The organism is Streptomyces sp. NPDC051907 (assembly GCF_040681075.1).
GTDB lineage: Bacteria > Actinomycetota > Actinomycetes > Streptomycetales > Streptomycetaceae > Streptomyces.
Genome location: NZ_JBFAYB010000184.1, coordinates 1 through 7,021 on the forward strand (window position 1 = coordinate 1; position 7,021 = coordinate 7,021).

Sequence of the window (7,021 nt, forward strand, 5' to 3'; positions counted from 1 at the left end):
GGGCACGGCGGCTGCGGCGCTCGCCGCCTGGGCCTCCCCGGGCCCGGGCCAGTGGCCGGCGGCGGCCTTCGCCGCGGCCCAGGCGCTGTACCTGTCGGCGGCGACGGTCCTGCTGGTCCTGGACCGCGAACGGGCGCTGCTGAGCGCGCTGGCGCCGATGACGGCCGGGGCGGTGCTGGCCCTGCCGTACGACCTGCCCATCCTGGTGCGGACGGCCCTGCTGCTGGCGTCGCTGGGCGCGACGGTGTACGCGGCGACGGCGGCGCTCGCCCCCGGGTCTCTACGGGGCCCGTTGCGAGGCCTGCTGCGGGGCTTGCTGCGGGGCTTGTCGGGGGAGCGGCGGGAGCCCGATGGCGAGGCGCCCGGCGACGGCAGGGGACGAGACGGCGCAAGCGCCGCCGGGAGAGTCCGCCCCTCCCTGCGCGCCTCCGTGCCCTACGGCCTCTTCGGCCTCGGCACCGGCGCGCTGGTGATGTACACCGCGCTCGGCGACGTCCTGGCCGTCGGACCCGGCGGCGTCGTCTCCGCGCCCTCCGCCGTCGCGTTGACGCTCAGCATGGGGCCCGCCGAGTGGCTGCTGCACCGCTTCCGCGGCGAGACCCTCGCCGGGCTGCGGGCGAGCACCACCTCGCGCGCGTTCTGGCGCAGAGCCGCCGCCGTGCTCGCCGAGTGCCTCGCCGGATATCTCGCGGTGCTGCTCGTGCTCGCCGTCGCCGGAACGCTGCTGTGGCCCGACGCCCCCGCCCTCGGCGGCATGCGCCTGGCCACCCTGCTGCTCATCGGCACGGTGCTGTGGACCGGGCTCCTCCTGCAGTCCTTCGGCGCGGTGGTCGGCGCCGCCGCCGTGTGCTGCGCCGCCGCCCTCGCCCAGACCGCGGCCCTGACGGCCGGCGCGAGCGACCCGCCGCTGGTCGGGCTCTGCGTCGCCGCCGTCGCGGCGGGCCTGCTGGCCGGGCTCGTCTGTGTTCTGCTGGGCCGGGCCACCGCCCACCGTGGATGAGGAAGCGTGCCGTGAAGACACTTCTGGTGCCGTACTACGAGCACCCCGCCGAACAGCCCGACGCCTGGAACGCGCTCGTCGCGGCGGCGCCCCGGCTCTACGGCGTGGTGGTCAACCCCGCCAGCGGGCCCGGGACCTCGCCCGACCCGTCGTTCGCGGTGGTCGCCGGGCGGCTGCGGGCGGCCGGGGTGCGCGTGCTCGGCTACGCCGACACCGACTACGGCCGCCGGCCGCACGCCGACGTCGTAAGGGACCTGCTGTGCCACCGCGACTGGTACGGCGCGGACGGCGCCTTCCTCGACCAGGTGTCGGGAGAGGCGGACGCGCTGCCGCACTACCGCCGCATCGAGGTCGCCGCCCGCGCGGCCGGCGCGCGCACCCTGGTGCTCAACCACGGCGCCCACCCCGACCCGGCCTACGCCGAGCTCGGCGATCTGCTGGTCACGTTCGAGGGACCGTGGGACGCCTACCGCTCGCTGGCCGTGCCCCTGTGGACGGCCGACCACCCGCGCGAGCGGTTCTGCCATCTCGTGTACGCCGCGCCCTCCGAGGCGCGCGCCGAGGCCGCCGTCCACTGCGTCGTCCCCGGCGACGGCGCCCACCCGTGGGGCACGCTGCCGCACGACGTGGAGCCGGAGCTGTGAGACGCGCGCTCCCGCTGCTCGCGGCGGCGCTCCTGCTGCTCGCGGGCTGCACCGGGCAGGACCGCCCGCCGGACCCGAAGCCATCGAAACCGCAGCAGCCGCAGCAGCCGTCGCCGCCGTCGAAGGGGCGGTGGCGGCCGACGCCCGGCCTGGAGTGGCAGTGGCAGCTCAGCGGCCGGCTCGACCCGGGCGTCGACGCGCCGGTGTACGACATCGACGGCTTCAACCACTCCGCGTCCGAGGTCGCCGATCTGCACCGCCGGGGACGCAAGGTGATCTGCTACCTGTCGACCGGCGCCTGGGAGGACTTCCGCCCCGACGCCGGGAAGTTCCCCAAGGCCGTGCTCGGCCGCGGCAACGGCTGGGAGGGCGAACGCTGGCTCGACATCCGGCGCACCGACGTCCTGGAGCCCCTGATGGCCGAGCGCTTCGACATGTGCAGGGCCAAGGGCTTCGACGCGGTCGAGCCCGACAACATGGACGGGTACGCCAACCGCACCGGCTTCCCCCTCACCGCCGCCGACCAGCTCCGCTACAACCGGCTGATCGCCCGTCTGGCCCACGACCGGGGACTGGCGGTCGGCCTCAAGAACGACGTCGACCAGATCCCGCAGCTGGTGGGCGACTTCGACTTCGCGGTCAACGAGCAGTGCGCGGAGCACGACGAGTGCGAGCGGCTGACGCCGTTCGTGCGGGCGGGCAAGGCGGTGTTCCATGTGGAGTACGAGCTGGGGACGGGGGACTTCTGCGAACAGTCGCGCCGGCTGAAGCTGAGCTCGATGCGGAAGGAGTACGAGCTGGGGGTCTGGCGCGCGACGTGCTGACGCCGGGTCCGTGCCGCGAGGCCCGAGGTCCCGCGCCCGTCTCGCCGACCCGGCCTAGCGCACGGCCAGCGCGATCAGCGTCGCCGTCGCCGCCGTCTCGGCGACCGCCCCGAACACGTCCCCCGTCACCCCGCCGAACCGCCGTGCACAGTGCCGTAGAAGCAGCTCCGCCGCGGCCAGGGCCGCCACGGCCGCGAGGGCGCAGTGCGCCGCGCCGGCCGCGCTTGGAACCGGCGAGGCGCCGAAGAGCGTGCCCGCCGCCGCGCACGCCGCGACGACGAGCGCGGCGACTGTGAGGGCGGTGCGCATGCCCACCGTCTGAGCGACCGCCGCCCCCAGGCCTCCGGGGCGCGCGGCGGGGACTCCCGTGCGCGAGGCGAGGGTGAGGGCGAGGCGGGCCGTCACCGCGCTGAGCGCCGCCGCCAGCGCGCCCTGCGCCCAGCTCTCGCCGTACAGCTCGTACAGCGCCGCGATCTGCGCCAGCAGCACGAACAGCACAGTGATGACCCCGAACGGCCCGATGTCCGACTGTTTCATGATGCGCAGCGCGTCGTCCGCCGGCTTCCCGCTGCCGAGGCCGTCCGCGGTGTCGGCCAACCCGTCCAGATGGAGGCCCCGGGTCAGCGCCGCCGGGACGGCCGCGCTCGCCACGGCGGCCAGCAGCGGACCCGCGTCCAGCAGTGCCAGAGCGCCGCCGACGGCCGCCGCGAACAGCCCGACGACCAGCCCGGCCAGCGGCGCCCACAGCATTCCGGCGCGGGCCGCGGCCCGGTCCCAGCGGGCGACGCGGACCGGGAGCACGGTCAGCGTGCCGAAGGCGAAGCGGATGCCGTCGCCCAGCGAGGCGCGGCTGTCGGCCGAATCAGTCATCGCGCGAAGGGTAGCCCGGCCGCACTGACGGTAAGTTGCGCATAACGCGCGAAACGGGAGCGGGTGGCATGGGTCACTGGTTTTACCGCAACATCGTCGAGCCGGGGAAGCTCCCGCTGCTGCTCGCCCTTGCCTCCTTCGTGCTGACCTTTCTGATCACCCGCGCCATCACCCGGCTGATCAGGGCCGGCAAGGGCCCGTTCCGCAACGTCAGCACCGGCGGCGTCCACGTCCACCATGTGGTGCCCGGCGTCGTCCTCACCATCGTCGGCGGCTTCGGCGCCGTCGGCAGCGGACGGCACGGAGCCGCCGCGGCGGTCTGCGCCGTCATCTTCGGCATCGGCGCGGGCCTGGTGCTCGACGAGTTCGCGCTGATCCTCCACATGGACGACGTCTACTGGAGCGACCAGGGCCGCAAGAGCGTCGAGGTGGTCGTGCTCACCGCGTCCCTCGTGCTGCTGACCCTCGGGGGCTTCTCGCCGCTGGGCGTGAACGACCTGAACGACGATCAGCAGCAGAACCGGGCCGTGCTCCTGTCGACGCTCGCGCTGAACTTCGTGTTCGTGCTCCTCGCCCTGTTCAAGGGCAAGTTCCGCACCGCGCTGATCGGCGCCCTGGTGCCCTTCGTGGCGACCGTCGGCGCGCTGCGGCTGGCCCGCCCCGGCTCGCTGTGGGCCAGACGCTTCTACCGCAACCGCCCCAAGTTCCGGGCCAGAGCGGCGCTGCGCGCCTACCGTCACGACCGTCGCTGGACGGGCCTGTCCCGCAGACTTCAGGAGTGGATCGGCGGCGCCCCCGACCGGTCGCGGGACCGCGCGCCCTGACGCCGGTCCCTGCGCCGCTGGATCTGGGCCTCGACCGCGATCAGCACGAGCACCGCGGCGATGGCCGCCAGATGCTCCTTGCCCGCGAGATTGTTCTTGACGAAGATCTCGACGACCATCGCGACGATCACCAGCCCCGCGGTGAACCGGGCCCGGTAGCGCCAGCAGACGTAGACGGCGAGGCCGACGACCGCGGCCGAGGGACCCGTGTCGACGACCCGCGCGTCGGATGCGGGCACCCCGAGGACGCTGTCGGGGCCGAGCGCGATGCCGATCCGCGCGTACATCGTCCCGGCCAGCGTCGACAGATACGCGACCGCCAGCATCCGCACCCGGCCCAGCGTGATCTCCGCGATGCCGAAGACCAGCAGCACCTGCGCCAGCGCGCCCCACACCGGCAGGTCCAGCGCCGGCACGAACAGCGAGAGCGGGGTGCGCACCAGGGCGAGCCACAGCGGGTCCTCGGCCCGTACGAAGCCGATCACGCGGACCGGGTCATAGCCCCAGGACTGGTTCTGCACGATCTGGAAGAGCGCGGTGAGGCACACGGCCGTGAGCGTCAGCCAGATCGCCCCCGCCTTCTTGGCGACGAGCTCCCCGCGCACGGTCTGGTACAGAGGGCCCCACTCGCGTTGCGCGAAGGCGCTCACCTTGCTCAACGCTTGGTCTCCAGGTGTCTGCGGTGCATCCACCTGGGCAGGCCGGGGGCCTCCAGAAAGCCCTCGGCGCGGCCGGCGGCCAGGCCGATGCGCAACAGGTCGGCGCTCTTTTCGAAGAGCATGAATCGCGGCTCCCAGATCGGTCGGTACTTGGCGTTGGCTCGATACAGGGACTCGATCTGCCACCACCGTGAGAAGAAGCTGAGGAGCGAGCGCCACAGCCTCAGCACGGGTCCTGCCCCGAGCCTCGAGCCCCGTTCGAAGACCGACCTGAACATCGCGAAGTTCAACGAGACGTGAGTGATCCCGATCTCTTTCGCGCGCTGGAGCAGTTCGATGACCATGAACTCCATCAGGCCGTTCTCGGAGTCCCGGTCGCGCCGCATGAGGTCGAGCGAGAGCCCGGCCGGCCCCCAGGGCACGAAGCTGAGCACTGCCCGCAGCTCGCCCGCGCCCTCCTCGGCGCCGCGGTCCCAGCATTCGAGCATCACGCAGCGGCCGTCGCCCGGGTCGCCGAGCCGGCCCAGCGCCATGGAGAACCCGCGCTCGGTGGCCCCGTCGCGCCAGTCGTCGGCGCGCTGGAGCAGCACGGCCATCTCGTCGGCGGGAATGTCCTCGTGACGGCGGATCCGCACCTCGTACCCGGCGCGCCGCACCCGGTTGTAGGCCTGGCGCACCGTCCGCATGGCGCGCCCCTCCAGGGTGAACTCGGCGGTCTCCACGAGCGCCTCGTCGCCCAGTTCCAGCGCGTCCAGGCCGTGCCGTGCGTAGATCGTGCCGGCCTCCTCGCTGGCGCCCATCACGGCCGGGATCCAGCCGTGCTCGCGCGCCTCGGCCAGCCAGGGGTCGATCGCGCCGGGCCAGGCCTCCGGGTCGCCGATCGGATCGCCGGAGGCGAGGGACACCCCGCCGACGACCCGGTAGGCCACCGCCGCCTTGCCGGTCGGGGACCATACGACGCTCTTCTCGCGGCGCAGCGAGAAGTAGCCGAGCGAGTCGCGCTCGCCGTGCCGCTCCAGCAGGGCGCGCAGCCGCGCCTCGTCCTCCTCGGTGATCGGGTCGACGGCCCGCCGGGAGCGGAAGGCTGCGTACAGCACGGCGAGCAGCAGCAGTGTGGACAGCACGTTGACGGCGACGTCGACCCAGCCGGGCGTGCTGATGTCCGCGAAGCGGGCGTCGTCGGCGTCCAGCGAGACCAGCCGCATCACCCCGTAGTGCCAGCGCTCCAGGAACGTGGAGGCGCCGGCCGCGGTGTCGGTGACGGTGACCAGGAGCGCGGCGAGCAGGGAGGCGACCAGCAGCCCGCCGGCCGCCACGGCCGCGGCGAGCTTGGGGTTGGAGCGGTCGCCCTTCGCGTAGAACTCGCGCCGCCCCAGGAGCAGCGCGAGCACGAACATGGTGGTCAGCACCAGCGAGACCCAGTTCTGGGCATGTGCGCGGATGCCGGGCTCGACCGCGACGGCGAGGGCGAAGAGCAGCAGGAAGAGTCCGCCGAGTACGAGGTTGAGGATCCAGGCCGCCCGCTTGCGGCGGCGCATGGTGATCGCCAGGAAGAGGGTGAAGGCCCCGGAGGCGAAGCCGGCGGTGAGCAGATAGGGCGTGAAGTAGTCGTCGACGTTGTGGCGGCGGAGGTCCTGGCCGAAGGAGACCCAGACGGCGCTCAGGAAGTTGACGAAGGCGACGGCTCGCAGATACCAGACGGCGAAGGCGGCGCCGCGGCGGGAACGGGCGGTGCTGCGGGGCCGGTCGCCGGCGGCGCGATTGGCGGGCCCGGCGTCGGTGCTCTGCGCGCCGGTGCTCGTGCCTGCGCTCTTGGCGGTCTTCGCGCCTGCGCCCTTCCCCCCGGCGCTCGCGCCGGTGTCCTTCGCGGCGCTTCTGCCCTGGCCGCCGATCAGGGCGCCGTCCGGGCTCGGGCACGGACCCGGACCCGGACGCGAGCCAGCGCTGCGTACGGCGTCCCCGTCGGCGCCCGCCTCGACGCCCCCGACACCCCCGTCGACGCCTGTGCCGGCGCCCCGGCTCGTTCCCCGGCTTGTCTCTTCCGTGGACAAACGGACCTCTCCCATGAAACGCGATGATATGGGGCATCGCGCATCACAACGGGTCGAGGGCCTGCACCGCGAGGGCCTCGTCCACCCGGTCGGAGAGATCGACCGGGCCGATCACGACGCTCGGGGTCTCGGGTCCGCCGTCGAAGAGT

6 protein-coding genes and 1 pseudogene are annotated in these 7,021 nt (G+C 73.6%); 4 read left to right on the forward strand and 3 right to left on the reverse strand.

Annotation, left to right across the window (positions count from 1 at the left end):
• The 3 genes and pseudogenes from AB0M39_RS40890 to AB0M39_RS40900 all read left to right on the forward strand — a co-directional run.
• Positions 1-1,000 (forward strand): annotated as a pseudogene (locus tag AB0M39_RS40890) (hypothetical protein); the annotation flags it as partial.
• Between the two features lie 11 nt (positions 1,001-1,011).
• Complete coding sequence (locus AB0M39_RS40895; RefSeq protein ID WP_365373963.1) at positions 1,012-1,644, forward strand: spherulation-specific family 4 protein; 633 nt, start codon at positions 1,012-1,014, stop codon at positions 1,642-1,644.
• Positions 1,641-2,468 carry an endo alpha-1,4 polygalactosaminidase gene (locus tag AB0M39_RS40900; RefSeq protein ID WP_365373965.1) on the forward strand — a complete coding sequence of 276 codons (828 nt, stop codon included), beginning with the start codon at positions 1,641-1,643 and terminating at the stop codon, positions 2,466-2,468. The genes AB0M39_RS40895 and AB0M39_RS40900 overlap by 4 nt, the downstream gene beginning before the upstream one ends.
• Before the next feature lie 54 nt (positions 2,469-2,522).
• Here the strand turns inward: AB0M39_RS40900 and cobS are convergent, their stop codons facing one another.
• Positions 2,523-3,338, reverse strand: a complete 816-nt coding sequence (cobS, locus tag AB0M39_RS40905; RefSeq protein WP_365373968.1) for an adenosylcobinamide-GDP ribazoletransferase — start codon at positions 3,336-3,338, stop codon at positions 2,523-2,525.
• A 68-nt stretch (positions 3,339-3,406) separates the two neighbouring features.
• Here cobS and AB0M39_RS40910 point away from each other — a divergent pair, with 68 nt between their 5' ends.
• On the forward strand, positions 3,407-4,162 hold the full coding sequence (locus AB0M39_RS40910) for a hypothetical protein (protein WP_365373971.1): 756 nt from the start codon (positions 3,407-3,409) through the stop codon (positions 4,160-4,162).
• On the opposite strand, the gene AB0M39_RS40915 is transcribed toward AB0M39_RS40910, so the two are convergent.
• The gene (locus tag AB0M39_RS40915) at positions 4,111-4,821 is read right to left on the reverse strand and encodes a hypothetical protein (RefSeq protein ID WP_365373974.1); all 711 of its coding nucleotides are present in this window, start codon (positions 4,819-4,821) and stop codon (positions 4,111-4,113) included. The genes AB0M39_RS40910 and AB0M39_RS40915 overlap by 52 nt on opposite strands.
• Entirely contained in the window at positions 4,818-6,872 is a 2,055-nt protein-coding gene (locus tag AB0M39_RS40920) for a phosphatidylglycerol lysyltransferase domain-containing protein (protein ID WP_365373976.1), read from the reverse strand. Before AB0M39_RS40920 ends, AB0M39_RS40915 begins: the two co-directional genes overlap by 4 nt.
• Positions 6,873-7,021: the final 149 nt, after the last annotated feature.

What these genes read in the sequence shown, in the direction of transcription:
- cobS (WP_365373968.1), bottom strand. Translation starts at nt 3,338, where the DNA reads ATGACTGATTCGGCCGACAGCCGCGCCTCGCTGGGCGACGGCATCCGC.
- AB0M39_RS40910 (WP_365373971.1), top strand. Translation starts at nt 3,407, where the DNA reads ATGGGTCACTGGTTTTACCGCAACATCGTCGAGCCGGGGAAGCTCCCG.